Here is a 256-nt window from a genome sequence, read left to right as displayed (position 1 = left end):
GGTAGATAGGCCAGATGTGGAAGTGGAGCAATCCATGTAGCTGACTGGTACTAATAGGCCGAGGACTTGACTTAAATCCTCGTTTGCACAAGTGCAAACATCAATAAAACCTAATGCGTAGTCTTTCTTCTGTGAAGTTTTTAGGGAACATGCATTCACGAGATGTTTACCTAAAAAACATTCCTCGATAGCTCAGTTGGTAGAGCAATCGGCTGTTAACCGATCGGTCGTAGGTTCGAGTCCTACTCGAGGAGCC

At 44.9% G+C, this 256-nt stretch carries 1 tRNA gene; it reads left to right on the top strand.

Annotated elements, in window-relative coordinates:
* Positions 1–181: 181 nt before the first annotated feature.
* Positions 182–254, top strand: a tRNA-Asn gene (locus GT1_RS22000).
* The last annotated feature ends 2 nt before the right edge of the window (positions 255–256 follow it).

The organism is Sporomusa sp. GT1, assembly GCF_014634905.1.
In the GTDB taxonomy this organism is placed as follows: domain Bacteria; phylum Bacillota; class Negativicutes; order Sporomusales; family Sporomusaceae; genus Sporomusa; species Sporomusa sphaeroides.
This window is presented reverse-complemented; position numbering and strand designations above follow the sequence as displayed.